This is a genomic window from Enterococcus sp. DIV1767 (assembly GCF_050542585.1).
Classification (GTDB): Bacteria; Bacillota; Bacilli; order Lactobacillales; family Enterococcaceae; genus Enterococcus_D; species Enterococcus_D innesii.
In genome coordinates this window covers 1,095,001-1,112,610 of sequence record NZ_CP172936.1, presented here as the reverse complement: position 1 = coordinate 1,112,610, position 17,610 = coordinate 1,095,001, and the positions used below count along the sequence as shown (strand labels likewise).

Sequence of the window (17,610 nt, the reverse complement as noted above, 5' to 3'; positions counted from 1 at the left end):
ATGAACGTTGGTATTGATAAAATAAATTTTTATGTCCCCCCCTATTTTATAGATATGGTTGATCTAGCTCACGCCCGAGAGGTCGACCCAAATAAATTTACGATCGGGATCGGTCAAGATCAAATGGCGGTCAATAAAAAAACACAAGATATCGTCACCTTTGCCATGCATGCGGCAAAAGATATCCTCACAAAAGAAGATTTACAAGCAATTGATATGGTGATCGTCGGCACAGAATCCGGCATCGATGAATCAAAAGCTTCGGCAGTGGTTTTGCATCGCCTATTAGGTATCCAACCATTTGCCCGCTCCTTTGAAATCAAAGAAGCGTGTTATGGCGCAACAGCAGGCTTGCAGTTTGCTAAAGCCCACGTACAAGCCAATCCAAAAAGCAAAGTGTTGGTGGTGGCTTCAGACATCGCCCGTTATGGCTTAGCCTCCGGTGGAGAGCCAACTCAAGGCGTAGGTGCAGTTGCCATGTTGATCTCTGCAGATCCAGCGATTTTGCAGCTTGATAACGATAACTTGATGTTGACACAAGACATTTATGATTTTTGGCGTCCCGTTGGCCATCAATATCCAATGGTAGATGGCCACTTGTCAAATGCCGTTTATATCGATTCCTTCAAACAAGTTTGGCAAGCCCATTGCGAAAAAAATCAACGCACAGCAAAAGATTACGCTGCATTGAGCTTCCATATTCCTTATACAAAAATGGGTAAAAAAGCCTTGTTGGCTGTTTTTGCTGAAGAAGAAGAAACGCAACAAGAACGCCTGATGGCTCGCTATGAAGAATCGATCGTTTACAGTCGTCGTATCGGCAACTTGTATACGGGTTCATTGTACCTAGGCTTGATCTCTTTATTGGAAAATTCCTCCAGCTTGCAAGCCAATGATCGAATCGGATTATTTAGTTACGGCTCAGGAGCGGTTGCTGAATTTTTCAGTGGCATATTGGTACCTGGCTATGAAAAACAGTTAGCACAAGCTGCCCACCAAGCGTTACTCAATGACCGGCAAAAACTAACGATCGCTGAATACGAAGCGATGTTCAATGAGACCATCGATATTGATCAAGATCAATCCTTTGAGGATGATCTACTCTACAGTATTCGTGAAATCAAAAATACCATTCGTTATTATAAAGAAGAAAACGAGTGATCTAAGAAAAACTTTGTTTATTTTCAAGCAAAAAAAGCTTGATAGAACAAAGTTTTTTCTTTTGTTCAAAAAAATTGAAACAAATCTGCATTTTCAGTCTTTTTTCAGATTGTTATTCAAATATTTTCAGATAATTCAGGAAAAACATTTGACAGTCTGTTTTTTTTTGTCTATACTAAAATCAATTCAAGTTTGGAGGAACATTTATGTTAAAAACGACCGTATCCCCACAACTGAATATCTTTTACTTTAGCTACTTTAGATAGTTTGTATTCATATCACATTATGGATGCAAACCCCAAAACAAGTTTTGTTTGTATCTATGATGGCTAAAGCATTTTAACTTGAACTTGCAGCCATGTAGAAAATCTTCTAAATGGTTGCCAATATACGTTCACGCTTAGTATAGGATCGAATCCATTTAGACGATTGTCTGAATGGATTTTTTTGTTCAGGTAAACCCCAATTAAAAAAAGAAACGTTTATAGGAGGAGTTACAATGAAAATGAAAAAATGGATCACAACTGGGTTACTTACGGCTTCCTTGCTGGCATTAGCAGCTTGTGGCGAATCAAACAATGCTTCGGAGGAAAACGATGGAACAAAAACAGTCGGTGTTTTACAACTCGTGGAACACGGCTCCTTGAATGCCGCCTATGAAGGGTTCAAAGAAGGCTTAGCAGAAGCGGGCTACACAGAAGGTGAAAACCTGACGATCGAATACCAAAATGCGCAAAACAGCCAAGATAATTTAAAAAGTATGAGTGAACGCTTAGTGAATGCCGATCCTGATCTTCTATTAGGCATCGCTACCCCTGCTGCTGTTTCATTGGCAAATGAAACTACGGATATCCCAATCGTGGTTACTGCAGTTACTGACTTAGTTGGAGCAAAATTAGCAGATTCAAATGAAGAACCCGGTCGCAACATCACAGGTACTTCAGACATGGTGCCTATCGAGCAGCAGATCAATTTGCTGTTAAGTATCGTCCCTGACGCCAAAACGATTGGCATCATGTATAACGCAGGAGAAGCTAATTCAAAAATCCAAGCAGACTTGGCAGAAGAAGCCTTAAGAGCTGCTGGGGTTGATGTTAAAGTATTGACAGCCAATACGACCAATGACGTGCAGCAAGTGACCACTAGCCTGGCAAAAGACGTCGATGGCATTTATGTCCCAACAGACAATACTTTTGCCTCTGCTTCAGCAATCGTTGGTGAAGTGGCCAAAGAGACCAAAACACCGATCGTCGCAGGTTCCGTGGAACAAGTAGACGATGGCGCCCTAGCAACTTATGGTATTGACTATAAATCACTTGGTATTCAAACAGGGAAACTAGCAGCGAAAATTTTGGATGGTGATGCACAACCAGCAACTACGCCTGTTGAAACAGCAGAAAATTTAGAGTTAGTCGTCAATGAAGAAATGGCTGCTGCTTTAGGAATTGATCCTGCCAGCATCACTGCTCCAGAATAACCATACTAATTTAGATTTGAGGAAAACATATGAATTTAGTCGACACGTTCTTGCTATTACTACAATCTGCCACCTCTCAAGGGATCCTTTGGGCATTGCTGGCGATCGGGGTATTTTTGACCTTCCGTATTCTGGATATTGCTGATTTAACTGCAGAAGGAAGTTTTCCCTTGGGTGCAGGGATCGCAGCAATCAGTATTACGAATGGCGTCTCCCCCATATTAGCCAGCTTGATGGGCTTTGGCGGCGGCATGTTAGCTGGCTTGGTATCCGGACTACTGCATACAAAACTAAAGATCCCAGCCTTGTTGGCCGGGATCATCACGATGACTGGGCTTTATTCCATCACGAATCGTGTAATGGGTGCTCCCAACATTGCCCTATTAGGACAAGACACGGTCTTCACCCAATTTCAAGCCATGGGACTGACCAAAAACAATGCCGTGATTCTTGCGGGCTTTCTCTTCGCAGCTGTCGTCATTTTGTGCTTGTTCCTCTTTTTCCGTACAGAGATCGGCTTAGCATTGCGAGCGACGGGCGACAATTTAGCTATGAGTGAAGCCAACGGTATCAACACCGATAACATGAAGATCATCGGTTACATGATCTCTAACGGCTGTATTGCCCTCTCAGGTGCTCTTTTAGCCCAAAACAACGGTTTTGCTGACCTAAACTCCGGAATCGGTACGATCGTCATCGGCTTGGCATCGATCATTATTGCAGAAGTTTTATTTGCCAATAAATCTTTGCTGTTACGGTTGATCACCATCGTGATCGGAGCGATCGTTTATCGCTTTATCCTGGCCGTCGTTTTCGAGTTCAATGTCGAAGCCAATGATATCAAACTGGCATCCGCAATCGTCTTAGTCATCTGCCTCTCGTTACCGCAGCTTCGTTCAAAACTAGGACTTAAAAAGATGCTGCCAAAAACCAAAGGAGGCCAATCCTAATGACTTCAGTCTTAACAATCGAAAATCTACACCAAACCTTTGAAAAAGGAACGATCAATGAGAACCATGTCTTGCGAGGCATTGACCTGACGATGAATGCCGGTGATTTTATTACGATCATCGGTGGGAATGGTGCTGGAAAATCGACCCTTTTAAACAGTATTGCAGGAACGATCCCAACAGAACAAGGAAAAATCACCTTAGATGGAAAAGACATCACCCGTTTATCCGTTACGAAACGTTCAAAGGATATTAGCCGAGTCTTTCAAGATCCACGTATGGGGACAGCCGTTCGTTTGACTGTTGAAGAAAACTTAGCACTGGCTTACAAACGTGGCCAAGTCCGAGGGTTTGCAACAGGCGTCAAAGCGAAAAACCGCGCGTTTTTCCAAGAGAAATTAGCCAGCCTAAACTTAGGATTAGAAAATCGACTTTCTGCCGAGATCGGTTTGTTATCAGGCGGACAGCGGCAAGCCATCACCCTCTTGATGGCGACGTTGCAGCAGCCTAAATTGATTTTATTAGATGAACATACCGCGGCCCTTGATCCTAAGACCTCGTTGACTGTCATGGCATTGACCGATCAATTGATTCGTTCACAACAGTTGACGGCCTTCATGGTTACTCATGATATGGAAGATGCCATTCGCTATGGCAATCGCCTGATCATGCTTCATCAAGGCAAGATCGTCGTGGATATTGCCGGTGAGCAAAAGCAACATTTAACCGTCCCTGAATTGATGGAAATGTTCCATCAAAATAGCGGTGCTGAATTAAAAGATGACCAACTGCTCCTACGCTCTTAACAAGCAAAAAGACACGTAGAAAGGAATCCCCTTCTACGTGTCTTTTTTTGATTTTTCCAAGTGATTTGCAAAAGCCTCACTTTGCTTCATTTTCCGCAATGATATCTGTGACCTTCATCAAGCGGGTCAATGTTGCTCGTTCGTCTTCTGCCAGATTGCTTTCAATGTATTGAATGGTTTCCGTCAGTTTCGGAATCGTCATATACTCTAACGCATTGACTCTTCGTCTCGTCCGCTCGATCTCATTGGCCATCAGTTGACAGGTTTTCTCGATCTCTGCCAATTGCAGCATTACTGGCAGCATTTGGTCGAGATGAGACAATGAGAGATCCAGCTCACTGGTGGTACTTACAAAACCATAGGAAAAGTCATCATCAGAGCTTTCTTCTTCGTAAACAGGATTTAACACTGGCACATCCATATTCATGATGGTCCGACTTTGTACATCTAGGGTCACTTTATTTAAAGGGATCATAAATGCTTCTTGCAAAACGACATCGGGAATACTACTAGAAGCCAGCACATACTCTTCCATCCCTGCTTGCAGCGCAGTTTCCATTTTTTTACGAAGTTCCTGGTTTTTCTTTACTAGCTGAATGAATTGGCGCACCAACTCATCTTGCTTGTCTTTCAATAATTTGTGACCACGGGTTGCCGTCGTCAGCCGTTTTTTCAAACGACTTAGTTCCATCCGCGTCGGATTGACATTTAAGATCGCCATTAAGAACTCACATCCTCGTCCGTTGGGTAATAGGCGTCGATAAATTCTTCTTTGATACGGCTCAACTCTTGTTTTGGCAAGGTAGCTAATAGCTTCCAGCCTAAATCTAACGTTTCTTCAATCGTCCGGTTGGTTTCAAATCCCTGGTTGACATACTCTTTTTCGAAAAGATCAGCAAAACGCGCGTACTTTTTATCAAGATCAGACAAGGCAGACTCTCCTAAAACGATCGATAACTCTTTGGCAGCTTTCCCATCGGAATAGGCGGCATAAATTTGATTCATCGTTGCCGCATGGTCGGCACGGGTCTTACCTTCTCCCGTTCCTTTGTCCTTCAACCGGGAAAGACTTGGCAAAATATCCACTGGCGGGTTGATATTGCGTTTGTAAAGGTCCCGCGACAAAATGATTTGCCCTTCCGTGATATAGCCGGTCAAATCAGGAATTGGGTGGGTTTTATCGCCATCAGGCATCGTTAAGATTGGAATCTGTGTGACCGAGCCTTCTTTGCCCATCAAACGTCCCGCACGTTCATACAGCGTCGCTAAATTGGTGTATAGATACCCTGGGTAGCCACGACGTCCTGGAACTTCTCGGCGAGCAGCGGAGATTTCTCGCAATGCTTCGCAATAGTTCGTCATATCGGTCATGATCACTAAAACGTGCATGCCTTTTTCAAAAGCCAAATACTCTGCTGCGGTCAATGCCATCTTAGGGGTAGCGATCCGTTCGATTGCCGGGTCATTGGCAAGGTTCATAAACAAAACAGAACGGTCTAACGCACCGGTTTTACGAAATTCATCTACGAAAAATTCTGCTTCTTCAAATGGAATTCCGATAGCTGCAAAGACGATCGCGAAATTGCCTTCTTGGCTGGGTACTGTTGCTTGTCGCGCAATTTGAGCAGCGATCTCTTTATGAGGCAAACCGGAGGCGGAAAAGATTGGTAGTTTTTGTCCACGAACCAGGGTATTTAAATGATCGATGGTTGAGATTCCCGTTTGGATAAATTCATCCGGGAAGTCCCGTGCCATTGGATTGATGGCTTCACCATTTACATCGATGCGTTTTTCTGGCAAGATTCTCGGGCCATTATCTTTGGGTTTTCCTAAACCATCAAACACTCGACCCATCATATCTAGAGAAACCCCCAAAGTCAAACCAGTTCCTAGAAATCTTGCTTTACTTTCTTCGGCACTCAAGTTGCTAGTACCTTCAAATACTTGGACAACGGCATTGTCATCACTGACTTCCAGTACTTGTCCTTGACGGATCTCACCCGTGTCCATGCGGACTTCGACGAGTTCATCAAATTTAACGCCTCTGACGTTCTCAACCACCATTAAAGGGCCGGCGATTTCGGAAACTGTACGATATTCTTTTAACATCAATGAACACCTCCAGTTTCAATGATTCGTTGTAACATTTCTTTGATGTCATGCTTGATCGTATCCAAGCGGGTCAATTCTTCTTCAGGAATGTATTTGCTGCGGGCGATGCGCTCACGCAGATCAACCGTTCCTTTGGTGATCTCATCTAAGTAAGCACCTAGCTGCAGTGCACGTTGCGCTTGTTCATTAAAGTAAAGAATATTCTCTAACATTTTGAACTGCTTATTACGAGATGTATACGTGTCAACGTCATCAAAGGCGTTTTGCTGCAAGTAATCTTGTCTCAAAGAACGGGCTGTCATCATCGTCAAACGGTCTCTTTGAGAAAGAGAATCCATCCCTACCAATTGAACGATCTCTTCTAAACGACTTTCTTCTTGGAGAATCGCCATTGATTCATTGACTAGCTCCGACCAGCGATCGCCTAATAATTGATCTAAATAAGAATTGATTTGATCTTCATAAAGGGAATAGGAATTCATCCAGTTGATGGAGGGAAAATGCCGTTTTTGCGCCAGCATGCTATCCAATGCCCAGAAAACTTTCACGATTCGTAAGGTATTTTGGGTGACTGGTTCTGAGATGTCTCCACCAGCTGGTGAAACCGCGCCAATTGCGGTAATGCTTCCTTCCCGAGGCTGCGTGCCTAATGAATGGAAACGCCCTGCTCGCTCATAGTATTCCGCAATTCGACTTCCAAGATAAGCCGGATAACCTTCATCTCCGGGAATCTCTTGCAATCGGCCACTCATTTCCCGCAGCGCTTCTGCCCAACGTGATGTTGAGTCTGCCATGATGGCCACACTATAGCCCATGTCACGGTAATATTCTGCAATCGTGATTCCTGTATAGATTGAGGCTTCCCGAGCAGCAACTGGCATATTCGACGTATTGGCGATCAAGACCGTTCGTTCCATGATCGACTTGCCGGTATTTGGGTCGATCAGTTCAGGAAATTCATTCATAACATCCCGCATTTCATTGCCTCGCTCGCCGCAGCCGACATAGACAACGATATCCACATCTGACCATTTAGCAATTTGGTGCTGAACAACTGTTTTTCCGGCACCAAATGGTCCGGGAACGGCAGCTGAGCCGCCTTTTGCTACTGGAAAATAGGTGTCGATGACTCGCTGTCCAGTGACCAGCGGTTCGCCTGGATTTAATTTAGCAGTAACGGGACGTGGTTGACGAACTGGCCATTTCTGAACCATCGTCAAGGATTTTTCCCCCTCAATGGTTTCTAAAACACAGATCACTTCAGTAATCGCAAAATTCCCTACCATGATTTCTTTGACGGTTCCTTCATAGTTTGGTGGAACCATGATTTTATGCTCGATCACCGACGTTTCTTGTACTGAACCTAAAATGTCGCCGCCCTGTACGGTATCACCGACTTGTACTTGAGGGACAAAGGTCCATTTCTTTTGGCGATTCAGTGGATCGATGGTGACCCCTCGTTCCAAAAAATCACTTTCTGTTTGCGACATAAACGTATCTAATGGTCGTTGGATCCCATCAAACATCTGAGTCAACAAACCTGGTGCTAGTTCGACAGACAATGGTGCGCCTGTCGTTTCCACGGGTTCGCCTGGTCCGATTCCCGCTGTTTCTTCGTATACTTGGATCGAAACCAGCCCTTTTTTGATCTCAATGATCTCACCGATAAGGCCCTTGTCACTGACTTTGCAGATTTCATGGATTTTTGCGCCACTCAATCCTGAGGCGGTGACCAGTGGTCCCGATACTTTTTCAATTGTGCCAAATGCCACATTTATTCCTCCTAGCTGGCTGACTTGTCTGTTATGAATCTAAAATATTCATTCCTACCGCTTTTTCCACATTTTGCTGAATGCGTGCCATACCGATTCCTAGACTACCTGTACTACTTGGGATCGGAATGATTGCTGGTGTCGGTACTTCTTCATAGCGGCGAACGATCGGTTCTAATTGTTCGATCAGTCGCTCAGTCAAAAAGATCACCCCATAGGCTTCAGCCATTTCTTCTAGTTGTTGGGCGGCTTCATCCAAATCGCTGACTGGAAAGATGTCGATCCCCAGCCCTTTGAAAGGCAAGATCGAGTTCTTACCACCCATCATTGCTATTTTTTTATGCATAACTATCACGCACCCGACTTCTTAAAATCTCTTCCGGCACCTTATTGATTTTCCCAATCAAGAGAATTCGCAAGTTCTTGCTTTCAATTTCCTTGGCGTACAAGTACCCTGCCAATGCTGAAGGGCCAAAAGGAACAATTTTATGTTCTTTGAGCTTCGCCATCAGAAAATTGTCTTTGCGTATATCAAAGGTATTCAAGGTCTTCTTCTCTACCAACTCTTCATAGCTGTGATTGATCAGTTCTTTATAAGGAGTTCCTTGCAAATATGCCACAAATGCCTCAAGGGAAGTCGTGATCTCAGCTAACAGTTCTTTTGCAGGTAGGTTCCCATGATCGGCTAAAACTGCGCTGATAAAGCCGCGCTTGCGTTTCATCGCGTAACTGCGCAACGTTGTTGAAATGTTGAAGATATCGATCTGTCGACGAATCAAGCTTTGCAGCAGATCGTTGTCGTATTCTTTGCCGATCGTCCACAATTGTTCCCAATAATGGTTATCAAAGATGATATCGATCGATTGGACCTCATGGTAGTTCTCAATATAAGAGAAGACTTCTTCCACACAATCAACCATCTCTTTGGCAACAAGATTGCTTTTTCTGGTCTTGACCAGATCCTTAAGGACGGAAAGCGGCTGGGTGCCGATTGGGACAAGGTATTCAGAAAAATCTTCTTGCATATACGCCGCTTTTACCAAGACTTTCAGATTTTGATAGTCATATTTCAAAGCAAAGAAATCAACGATCGCTTTTTCCGGTGTCAGCTGATACATCGTGTCGTATACCCGTTTCAACTCCGCCATCAACACATCTTCAAAGTCGTGTACACGATCATCCTCGTTGATGAAGTCACCATAAACCGTTTCTTGCAACATACTGTAGATTTCCTCTGCGCTAGCAGCCGAGAGCATCCGCTCATAGCGGCTGCGATCGAATAATTGCGATTCATACGTCCGAATTCTCGTATTTAAGGTATTGTATTTGATGTCATTCATCTGTTTGCACCTACTTACTGTTCAAAAATCAATTGCAGTAACGTATTGCTTAACTCTTCTTTGTTGGCTTCTAGCAGCGCATCAAAAGTAAAATTCAACTCAATCGCTTCTTGTCGCAACAAAAAGCCGCCCTTACGAGGGATCGTTTTATTTACCAGTTTCAGCTGAACATCTGGAACCGATGCTTGCAACTTAGTGAAGAGTTCCTCATCTACTAAATGGCGGGTCTTCTCACCTAAAAGCAACTCAACCTCACCAGTTAACCGTGCATTCGCCAAGCCTTTAGCGATAAACGCATAAAATGCTGCTTGATCCATTGTATTTAAACGAGTCAGAGCCTCAGAAAACAGCTCATCTAAGACAGACTGCTTTGCTGCCAAGACCTTGTTTCTTGATTGGATATGCACATCTGAGATTTCCAAATACATCGCCGCACGTTTTTCTTTTTCGTAGAAAGCTAGTCGTTCGTTCAGCTCTTTTTCTAATTGCGTTCGCTTTAAGTTTTCTTGATTTTCACTTTCTTTTTTTGCTTCTTTGATTTGCAACTGGTATTTCTTTTCCGCATCAGCGGTTATTTTGTCAGTTAAACGTGTAATATCAGACATTCACTTTCCCTCCTCTTAATTCAAGACAAGCAAGAAGGAAATTACGAACCCTAAAATACAATACGTTTCCATCATCGCTACTAAGATAATTCCTTTGGTCACATGTTCTGGTTTTTTGGCTAAAATCTGCATCGCAGCACTTGCGGCACGTCCTTGCCATTTTCCGGCTACGATTGCTGTTAATGCGATTGGCAATGAAGCAATAAACAAGTACAATCCGCGATCGAATGAGAGCGAACCGCTGATCTGACCAAAGATCATAAAGGAAATTACGAACCCGTATAATCCCTGAGTACTAGACAGCAATTCCAAGATCAACGCTTGCCCGAATTTCTCTGGCTGCTCAGAGATCAAGCCTGACGCTGCTTCACTGGTCATCCCAACACCGATCGTTGATCCGATACCGCCGCAAATCGTTGCGGTCGCCACACCTAAAGCTGCAAAAACAATTCCACCATTTTCGTAAAAGAAACTAATCCAATTTTCCATTATTGTCCTCCTGTAACTTCTCTTCTGAGATGATCTCTACATAGTTTTCATTTGATTTGAAGGGGTCAAAAGCACGTCCGCCCCCCGTAAAGAATTTTCCAAAATACTCTAAATACTGCAAACGGATACCATGAACATACGCACTAAGGTAACTTAAGAAAATATTTAGGCCATGCAATGCCACAAATAATAAGATACCAACGGTAAACCGGGCTGCCGGCGGTAGGTAGCTGATGATCAAATTGAAGGCTGAGGCGATACTTCCGCCGGCAACCCCTAACGCCATCAGACGGGTGTAACTGATCAAGTCACCAACATAATTGGTCACATCCATCAATCCGTACAATCCAGAACCGATTTTTCCAGCTAAGGTCTTTCCTTCTAAACTGCCGCCGATCGCCACTGCTAAAAGACTGGCAGCGATCATCACGATCCCAATCGTTAGCAACGGTGTATCAGGGAAAAGCAGCATTCCTGCGGCAACAAAAACCACACTGATCAAAAAGACGATCCACGAACCGGCTTGGAACATCGCAGCCAGTTTCTGGTCTTTTTTCTTCCATAAAATATAAAATTTCAGCGCCAATCCAAACATGATCTGAATGTACCCAAAGATCACGGATAAGACTAAGATCTGATTGACATCATCTTGGGCAGACAACAGCTGGAATGAGAATTCAAATCCGAAGAAGTTGCCATAGATCAAGCCCCAGATAATCGTAGGGATCGAGCACAACTGAAAGAGGGTCAAATTTTGTTCCAGCCCTTTGCTGAGGTGAAACAGCTTTTTCCCCAGGAATGTCGCCAGAAACAAGAGCAACCCATAGCCAAAATCGGCAACCATCATCCCGAATGCCACCATATAAAAAGGCGCCATAAATGGTGTCGGATCTAACTCATCATATTGCGGCAAGCTGTACATCCGAACAAGTCCTTCAAAAGGTTTGATCCAACGTGCGTTTTCTAATAAAATCGGCACATCAGCGATCTCTTTTTCCGTCACTTCTTGGTATTCGAGGTAATAGTTACCTGTGGTTCCTTTTTTGATACGTTTTTCTAATTCGGTCGCCCCATCAACAGGAACCCAGCCAGAAATCGAGACCGCATGAGTTGAACGTAAAAGCATTTTATTGCTTTTTAAGCGGGTGATCGCTCCATCTAAATACTCGGCAACGATCCGCAACATTTCTTGCTCGTTTGTCATTGCGCGAAGAGCGGCTTTGATCTCTTTTTCTTCATCAATTAGACGTTGGGATTTTTCTTTCATCGTTTGCAGATCTTCTTCTGGAATGCCCTCATAAGGGTAGATGTATTGCTCAAAGGCTGCTTTCTTTAGAAGAGTAGTTACTTTTTCTTTTACATCTTTATGGAAAAGCACCAACAAGTAAGTTGTCGTTTGCGATTGATAAATGGTTTCGACATAGACAAGCGGCAGCTTTTCACTGTTGGTCGTAAAGTCAGCCATTTCAGAAGTAGGAATCGATCCTAACATGCCACCTGATTTTTTTAATTCTTTTAAAACAGCCGGCCGTTCTTTGAAGTACTTCCAGATCGACAGCTCTGCTTCTTGTGCTAATACATCGCGTTTTTCTTGATCAATCAAGCGAAGACGTTTGTCTTGTTTACGAAGGGTTTGGCATAATTCTTGCCAAGGATAGGTGTGGGCTGTTTCAGCCAATTCTTGAAGGGTATATTTTTTGATTGGTTGCCGCAGTTGTGCCAGCATTCCTTTTTTGGGTACATATTCTTCTAAAAAATTTAAGCTCCAGTTGACTTGACCAAACTGGTTCTCCATTTCTTCTTCAGACTGTTCCTCGCGAACCGGTGCCAAAACACCCGTCGTTTCTTCAGAATCATAATATTTTTCCGAAGAAAGCAGTTCTACGCCTTGAAAGTCTTGCAGCTGCTCTAAAACAGCTTCTTTCTGATCGTAAAAGGTCAACAGACTGAACTTTTGCATTTTTGCAATTGCCATTTATGTCACAACCTTATTTATTATTATTGCTAATGCTTCTTCTTTTAACTCATTAGGGATCGTTCTTAGTGTTTCTACTTCTGCTTTCGTTTTAGCCATGAGCGGTTCTTTTGATTGTACCAACTCAGCTGCGATTTTTTGATTGATTGCTTCTTTTTGTTGGGCCTCTTTTTCTGCCAACTCTTTTTTAAACGCCTTCAACCGTTCTTCGCGTGCTTGTGCCAATTGTTTTTTTTCTGCTTCTGCTTCTTTATTTTTATTTTCCGCAAATTGCTCTGCTTCTTGTAATAATCGAATGGCATCTACTGTCATTTTCTCACCTGCTTTCACTTTTTTTCCGCAAAAAAAACCACTACAAATCAAGCATATGGCATTCGCTGATCGTAGGGTGTCAAAAATCAATAAGTGGCAAATACCTTCACCTATTTCCGTTTTCTAATATAACCGTAACATAAATCTAGCGATAGAACAAGGTTCCTAGCGTTTTTTTATAGTCTTTACATACAAAAGTCACAAAAATTACACATTTTCACAAAAAGAAATCCTTTTCAATTTAAAGTGGGTTAAATGAGGACAAAAAAGGAAGATTAGAAACAGAATTCCGTTTCAAATCTTCCTTTTATTTTTTTCTCTTCCATTTCTTAACTTTCATAATTTCAAAGCAAGTTGCCGTATTTTTAAATAACAAAGAACTGTCCTACTCACGAATAAACGGCATACTCATACAGCGGGGACCCCCACGTCCGCGAACCAATTCGCTGCCGGAGATCTCATTCAACTTAACGCCAGCCTCTTTTAACAGCCGGTTGGTAATGGTGTTGCGGTCATAGACCACGACCTCCCCTGGGGCGATCGCCAGTGTATTGGAGCCATCATTCCATTGCTCTCTAGCTGCTGCTGCCAAATCGTCGCCACCACAGCGGATCAGGAGCACTTCAGGCAGATCTAAATAACGACAAAGAATATTTTCCAATGTATCTTTTTCCTCAAATACCCGAACACTGTCCTTGTGTTTAGTGATTGAATACAGCGAAAGTTCTCCCTCGATTTCTGGATGGATCGTGAACTTATCATGATCCACCATCGTAAAGACCGTATCTAAGTGCATAAATTTTCGTTCTTCACCAATATTAAAGGCCAAGATATGTTCAAAACTCGGTTCTGTGGCAAAAATCGTTTCGGCAATTTTTTCGATTGAGGCAACTTCGGTTCGTTGAGAAATCCCGATCGCTACGATTTTATCAGATAAAATCAGTTGATCGCCGCCTTCCATCCGCGTCGTTTCGTCCCGATGATACAAAAAGTTCGTCTCATTGCGGGCAAACATCGGGTGGTGCGTGAAAATTTGTTTTCCGTAGAGGGTTTCCCGTCTTCTCGTTGCAGAATACATTCGATTCAAGGAAACACTATGACCAATCGTTGCAAACGGATCTCGCGTGAAATACAAGTTTGGCATCGGATCGATCAAGAAAGGATATTCTGTTTCAACGATTGCCGTTAAGTTACTGGCTTTTGAAATTTCTACCTCACTTTTTTTCAAGCCCGCCATCGTATGATCGATAAAGGCGCGATTATCTTCGATCGAAAGGAAAAAATTGCGCACTTCGTTGCGAATCTCTTCATCAAGGATCGTAGTTTCATTTAAATAGTCTTCTAAAAAGGCCTCTTTGGCACCAGTTGTTGTCAATGTTTCAGCAGCTAGATCCTCCAAATAAAAAACTTCCACTCCTCTGTTTCTTAACGTCTCGGCAAAAAAATCATGCTCTTTTTGCGCTTGGTCTAGAAAGGGAATATCATCGAACAACAAGCGATCAAGATAATCCGGCATCAAGTTTTCCAATTCTGCTCCTGGACGATGCAAAAGCACCCGCTTTAAAGGGGCAATCTCAGAAAAGATTTGTATTGGCTGGTTCATGGACGTGTCTCTCCTTTTTCGCATTTTTTGTAGAATAACTTATGTCATTCCTTTTTCATGACTTCTCATCACATAATTATTCATTTCTTTGTCTCATAGTGTTCTTCTGCTAATGTTTAAAAGTTTTTTAGATTTGTTGGTTATAAACATGCAATTTTTTATAAAGAAACGATCAATAAAAAAAACAACTAATTAGAGAGATAAAGTTTAGATGTTTTAATTTACCGCCTTTTTCAATTGTATATTTTTGTTAAAAAAACAGCAAGACAAAAGAACTGTTGGCCGATAGACGCTGCTCTGAAAAAGGATTGAACTATCTTTGTTTTTTTGGATCATTTCATGTTTGTTTAATGATAACGCTATCAAAAGCATGATTGTTTGATATGATTCAAGTAGCTTGTTACTAGCGAAACGTCTATAAAGGAGCGATTTGATGAAAACGCAACGTCATCTTTACTATGGTGCCGACTACAATCCTGAACAATGGTCTAAAGAAGTCATTCTTGAAGATATGCGTTTAATGAAAGAAGCAGGTGTGAACTATGTGAGTATCAATATTTTTGGCTGGGTCAATCTACAACCAGATGAATCCACCTATGATTTTGACTTTCTGGACTGGTTGATGGATCTTTTATATAAAAACAATGTCATGATCGACCTAGCCAATGGTACAGCTTCTCCACCGGCTTGGCTTGTTCAAAAACATCCTGAGATGCTGCCTGTGACCATTCATGGCAATCGACTGGTTCATGGGGCGCGCCAGCACTACTGTCCGACTTCCCCTATCTATCGTCAATATGCCGCCGATTTGTCTGAAGCAGTCGCAAAACGTTATGCTAATCATCCAGGGCTGGTCATGTGGCATATCAATAATGAATATACCTGTCACATCCACGAGTGTTATTGCGATCATTGTCGGAAAAGATTTCAGACATGGTTAGCAGAGAAGTATCAGACGATCGCTGGATTGAATGATGCTTGGTCAACCAAGTTTTGGAGTCAATCCTATGGCAGCTGGGGGGAAATTTTTTTACCTGAGGCAATGCCAACCTTCAAAAATCCTGCGCAGCAATTAGACTATCGTCGGTTTCTTTCCGACATGAATCTGGAACTTTATCAACTCGAAAAGGCGGCGATTGCAAAATATTCGCAAGGCATCCCTTATATGACCAATCTTATGGGCTTACACAAATACGTGGATGGATTTAAATGGGCCCCTGAAATGGATGTGGTCAGTTGGAATTCGTATCCGAATCCCTTTGAAAAAATTCCTTACCCGCAATTTCTTGCTAACGATTTAACCCGCAGCTTGAAGAAAAAGCCTTTCTTGATCATGGAGCAAGCCACCAGCGCCGTTAATTGGCGGCAAATTAATGGGGCAAAAACACCCAACCAGTTGCGTCTTTGGAGTTATGAAGCGCTCGCTCATGGCGCTGATGGTATCATGTTCTTCCAATGGCGACAGTCTCGTGGCGGTGCGGAAAAATTCCATAGTGCGATGGTGTCTCACGGAGATCCTCAGTCAAGCCGTATCTTTCGTGAATGTGCACAATTAGGCAACGAATTTTCGCAACTGTCGGAAATCGTTGGGACGCGCTTCTTGGCTGATGTCGCGGTTGTCTTCGACTGGGAAAATTGGTGGGCGCTGGAATTGGATGCCAAACCAAGCACCTTAAAGTACATTCATCAGTTACGCAGCCTGTATGCCGCGCTAAGGGCGTTAAATCTGAGCGTAGACTTTGTCCATCCTTCCGAATCCCTAGACGGCTATCCTTTAGTGATCGCTCCGAATCTCTATTCAGCACCCGAAGCCTTCGGCAAGAAGATCCATGATTACGTGCAACAAGGCGGCATCTTCTTGACGAATTTCTTTAGTGGGATCGTCAATGAATATGACCAAGTCTATCTTGGGGGCTATCCAGGACTGTTTAGAGACACCTTAGGGATCATTGTAGAAGAGTTTTCCCCAATGAAAGCCGCTTCCTACCATCAGATTGACTTTCAAGGTCGTCGGTACGACAATTCCCTCTGGGAGGAAGTTATCCATCTAAATGGTGCTGAAGCTTTAGCAACCTTCCAATCCGGTTTTTTATCCGATAAGCCGGCCATTACTATGAATCAAATCGATGATGGGTATGCGTATTACCTGGGAACAGAATTGTCTCTTGATGGGGTGACCACATTTTTAGCGACCATTTTAGAAAAATACAAAATAACGACTCATGCCCAGCACTTCTTGGCTGCTCCTACTGGAGTCTCTGTTACCTGCCGCAAAGGTGATGGCTATACACTCGTCTTTCTCTTAAACCACACCGAGCAGACAACAGAAGTGAAGCTGAAAGCCGCTGGAGTAGACCTTCTTACCAAAGAAACCAAACAATTGGCAGTTCTGAAACCAAAAGAAGTCGCAGTTCTTAAGTATATTGATTGATCTAAGGAAAGAACCTCCATGAAGCGATCGCTTCATGGAGGTTCTTTTTATAGTCGTTACTAGATTCAAGAAGATTCATTAGACAAACGATAGGCATTTTCTAAACAAGAGGCTATCTTTTGTCTTAGCTTTCCATCTCTTTTTTCTGAATAGTGATACTCTGGATTACTCCAATGGGATTTGTCATACAGCCAAACAGGCATTTTTTTCGCTTCGTCGGTTTCCCATTCATAACGAGGAAAAAGATGTGCATGAAGAAAGTTATCGGTATTTCCTAATAGTTCATAATTGATTCTTAATGGAGAACAAGCCTGTATTATAGCATCTCCTAAAAGAGTCATATCAGTTAAGAAAACCTGTCGCTCATTTAAATCTAGATCATTTAAAGAAGCCACCTCTCTTTTAGGTAATAATACACAATATCCAGGAAGAAATTGGACATCGCCATAAACAGCAAAACTGCTTCAATTTGATCCCCCCTCTTTCCTGTTCCTTGCAGCTATTCATGTAAAAACTATAAAAGATTAAGGGAAGGCTTTCAATAGTAACAAAACAAAAAAAATCTTTGCTATATGAG

15 protein-coding genes and 1 pseudogene are annotated in these 17,610 nt (G+C 42.8%); 5 read left to right on the top strand and 11 right to left on the bottom strand.

The features are described from left to right. The 4 genes from IGI78_RS05385 to IGI78_RS05370 all read left to right on the top strand — a co-directional run bounded on the left by IGI78_RS05385 (position 1) and on the right by IGI78_RS05370 (position 4,394). On the top strand, positions 1-1,161 hold the full coding sequence (locus tag IGI78_RS05385; RefSeq protein ID WP_081118801.1) for a hydroxymethylglutaryl-CoA synthase: 1,161 nt from the start codon (positions 1-3) through the stop codon (positions 1,159-1,161). A 499-nt stretch (positions 1,162-1,660) separates the two neighbouring features. Further along, positions 1,661-2,638 carry an ABC transporter substrate-binding protein gene (locus IGI78_RS05380; RefSeq protein WP_081118802.1) on the top strand — a complete coding sequence of 326 codons (978 nt, stop codon included), beginning with the start codon at positions 1,661-1,663 and terminating at the stop codon, positions 2,636-2,638. A 29-nt stretch (positions 2,639-2,667) separates the two neighbouring features. Further along, a complete protein-coding gene (locus tag IGI78_RS05375; RefSeq protein WP_077452666.1) occupies positions 2,668-3,588 on the top strand; it encodes an ABC transporter permease in 921 nt (306 codons plus the stop codon). Next, entirely contained in the window at positions 3,588-4,394 is an 807-nt protein-coding gene (locus tag IGI78_RS05370; protein ID WP_005237149.1) for an ABC transporter ATP-binding protein, read from the top strand. Before IGI78_RS05375 ends, IGI78_RS05370 begins: the two co-directional genes overlap by 1 nt. A 76-nt stretch (positions 4,395-4,470) precedes the next feature. Here the strand turns inward: IGI78_RS05370 and IGI78_RS05365 are convergent, their stop codons facing one another. The 10 genes from IGI78_RS05365 to arcA form a co-directional block, all read right to left on the bottom strand. After that, positions 4,471-5,115 (bottom strand): V-type ATP synthase subunit D, encoded by a 645-nt coding sequence (locus tag IGI78_RS05365; RefSeq protein ID WP_005229243.1) that lies wholly within the window; start codon positions 5,113-5,115, stop codon positions 4,471-4,473. Continuing rightward, positions 5,115-6,503, bottom strand: coding sequence for a V-type ATP synthase subunit B (locus IGI78_RS05360; RefSeq protein WP_005237151.1), 1,389 nt, complete (start codon positions 6,501-6,503; stop codon positions 5,115-5,117). Before IGI78_RS05360 ends, IGI78_RS05365 begins: the two co-directional genes overlap by 1 nt. Then, positions 6,503-8,278, bottom strand: a complete 1,776-nt coding sequence (locus IGI78_RS05355; protein ID WP_081118803.1) for a V-type ATP synthase subunit A — start codon at positions 8,276-8,278, stop codon at positions 6,503-6,505. Before IGI78_RS05355 ends, IGI78_RS05360 begins: the two co-directional genes overlap by 1 nt. Before the next feature lie 31 nt (positions 8,279-8,309). Then, entirely contained in the window at positions 8,310-8,624 is a 315-nt protein-coding gene (locus IGI78_RS05350; RefSeq protein ID WP_005229240.1) for a V-type ATP synthase subunit F, read from the bottom strand. Then, positions 8,617-9,618, bottom strand: a complete 1,002-nt coding sequence (locus IGI78_RS05345) for a V-type ATP synthase subunit C (RefSeq protein WP_081118804.1) — start codon at positions 9,616-9,618, stop codon at positions 8,617-8,619. The genes IGI78_RS05350 and IGI78_RS05345 overlap by 8 nt, the downstream gene beginning before the upstream one ends. A 14-nt stretch (positions 9,619-9,632) precedes the next feature. After that, positions 9,633-10,223 carry a V-type ATP synthase subunit E gene (locus IGI78_RS05340; protein WP_077452669.1) on the bottom strand — a complete coding sequence of 197 codons (591 nt, stop codon included), beginning with the start codon at positions 10,221-10,223 and terminating at the stop codon, positions 9,633-9,635. Between the two features lie 15 nt (positions 10,224-10,238). Next, positions 10,239-10,712 (bottom strand): V-type ATP synthase subunit K, encoded by a 474-nt coding sequence (locus IGI78_RS05335; protein ID WP_005237160.1) that lies wholly within the window; start codon positions 10,710-10,712, stop codon positions 10,239-10,241. Then, positions 10,696-12,687, bottom strand: a complete 1,992-nt coding sequence (locus tag IGI78_RS05330) for a V-type ATP synthase subunit I (RefSeq protein WP_081118805.1) — start codon at positions 12,685-12,687, stop codon at positions 10,696-10,698. The genes IGI78_RS05335 and IGI78_RS05330 overlap by 17 nt, the downstream gene beginning before the upstream one ends. Continuing rightward, a complete protein-coding gene (locus tag IGI78_RS05325; protein ID WP_081118806.1) occupies positions 12,688-12,999 on the bottom strand; it encodes a hypothetical protein in 312 nt (103 codons plus the stop codon). A 385-nt stretch (positions 13,000-13,384) separates the two neighbouring features. Continuing rightward, positions 13,385-14,602: an arginine deiminase gene (gene arcA, locus IGI78_RS05320; RefSeq protein WP_140965385.1), complete on the bottom strand. Its 1,218-nt coding sequence runs from the start codon at positions 14,600-14,602 to the stop codon at positions 13,385-13,387. A gap of 433 nt (positions 14,603-15,035) precedes the next feature. Here arcA and IGI78_RS05315 point away from each other — a divergent pair, with 433 nt between their 5' ends. Continuing rightward, a complete protein-coding gene (locus IGI78_RS05315) occupies positions 15,036-17,033 on the top strand; it encodes a beta-galactosidase (protein WP_195265693.1) in 1,998 nt (665 codons plus the stop codon). Positions 17,034-17,098: 65 nt separating this feature from the next. Here IGI78_RS05315 and IGI78_RS05310 read toward each other — a convergent pair. After that, positions 17,099-17,540 (bottom strand): annotated as a pseudogene (locus tag IGI78_RS05310) (HIT family protein). Positions 17,541-17,610: the final 70 nt, after the last annotated feature.

Coding starts and splice junctions, on each gene's coding strand:
- IGI78_RS05330 (WP_081118805.1), bottom strand. CDS start 12,687: ATGGCAATTGCAAAAATGCAAAAGTTCAGTCTGTTGACCTTTTACGAT.
- IGI78_RS05375 (WP_077452666.1), top strand. CDS start 2,668: ATGAATTTAGTCGACACGTTCTTGCTATTACTACAATCTGCCACCTCT.
- IGI78_RS05335 (WP_005237160.1), bottom strand. CDS start 10,712: ATGGAAAATTGGATTAGTTTCTTTTACGAAAATGGTGGAATTGTTTTT.
- IGI78_RS05370 (WP_005237149.1), top strand. CDS start 3,588: ATGACTTCAGTCTTAACAATCGAAAATCTACACCAAACCTTTGAAAAA.
- IGI78_RS05380 (WP_081118802.1), top strand. CDS start 1,661: ATGAAAATGAAAAAATGGATCACAACTGGGTTACTTACGGCTTCCTTG.
- IGI78_RS05345 (WP_081118804.1), bottom strand. CDS start 9,618: ATGAATGACATCAAATACAATACCTTAAATACGAGAATTCGGACGTAT.
- IGI78_RS05365 (WP_005229243.1), bottom strand. CDS start 5,115: ATGGCGATCTTAAATGTCAATCCGACGCGGATGGAACTAAGTCGTTTG.
- IGI78_RS05325 (WP_081118806.1), bottom strand. CDS start 12,999: ATGACAGTAGATGCCATTCGATTATTACAAGAAGCAGAGCAATTTGCG.
- IGI78_RS05340 (WP_077452669.1), bottom strand. CDS start 10,223: ATGTCTGATATTACACGTTTAACTGACAAAATAACCGCTGATGCGGAA.
- arcA (WP_140965385.1), bottom strand. CDS start 14,602: ATGAACCAGCCAATACAAATCTTTTCTGAGATTGCCCCTTTAAAGCGG.
- IGI78_RS05315 (WP_195265693.1), top strand. CDS start 15,036: ATGAAAACGCAACGTCATCTTTACTATGGTGCCGACTACAATCCTGAA.
- IGI78_RS05350 (WP_005229240.1), bottom strand. CDS start 8,624: ATGCATAAAAAAATAGCAATGATGGGTGGTAAGAACTCGATCTTGCCT.
- IGI78_RS05385 (WP_081118801.1), top strand. CDS start 1: ATGAACGTTGGTATTGATAAAATAAATTTTTATGTCCCCCCCTATTTT.
- IGI78_RS05360 (WP_005237151.1), bottom strand. CDS start 6,503: ATGTTAAAAGAATATCGTACAGTTTCCGAAATCGCCGGCCCTTTAATG.